1 protein-coding gene is annotated in these 807 nt (G+C 57.2%); it reads right to left on the minus strand.

From position 1 onward, the window contains the following. Positions 1-465 (minus strand): Rieske 2Fe-2S domain-containing protein (locus tag A3764_RS22950; protein ID WP_201722505.1); only part of this gene is annotated, 465 nt, incomplete at its 3' end. Positions 466-807: the final 342 nt, after the last annotated feature.

The following is an 807-nucleotide window of genomic DNA, read 5'->3' on the forward strand; positions in this document are numbered from 1 at the left end:
ATTGGCCACGCGCAGCTTGCGAGGGCCAACGGAGTTCATGCAGAAATCCTTCTCCATCCCGCCTTTGCCGCCGATCCCGTCCTTGAAGGCGATCCCGACTAGGTCACCTTGCAGGCTGTGGGTCCAGGCATGATAGACGCAGGTGAAATCCTTGACGTTGCCGCGATCTTCCAGCGCCAGAAGCGAGCCGCGATGCGAGCAGCGGTTCTCGAACGCATAAATCTCGCCGTCATGGTCGCGGGTCACGATGACCGGGGTTTCCCCCACATGGACCGCGACGAAATCGCCGGGCGACTGAAGTTCGGCTTCAAGACACATGTAGTTCCAGGTTTCCCCCTGGAACAGGCGCTCATTTTCCATCTCCAGAACGTCTTCGCGCTGGAACACCCAGTAAGGGACATGGAAACCCTCATCTTCCTTCGCCCAAACAGGCATATCCGCCCCAAGGGGCGCCAAATTGTTCATGGGTTTACTCCCTCCCGATAAACCAGTTGTCGGATGTTCGTATGTCGAACTAAAACCGCTATTCGATTTTTGATTTACAATCCTGAGAATTTTGTGTCAAGCAGGGACTGGCCATGCAGATGCAGGAAACAGGGGGAGGAGCAGATGAAAAATCAAGGCACCAAGCCCCTTGCGAAGGTGACATATCCGCCGGTGCCGGCGGGCGGCGTTCAGGGGCCGGTCACTGGCCGTCAATCATCTTAAGGAGCGGAAAATGCCCAAAAAGACAGTCCTCTTCATGTCGGGAAGCAGCCAGGTCGGCTCGTCCAACTGGCGGATGGTCGGCGCCGCAGCGGCGCTTGC

This window comes from Sulfitobacter sp. HI0129 (assembly GCF_001635395.1).
Taxonomy (GTDB): Bacteria; Pseudomonadota; Alphaproteobacteria; order Rhodobacterales; family Rhodobacteraceae; genus Sulfitobacter.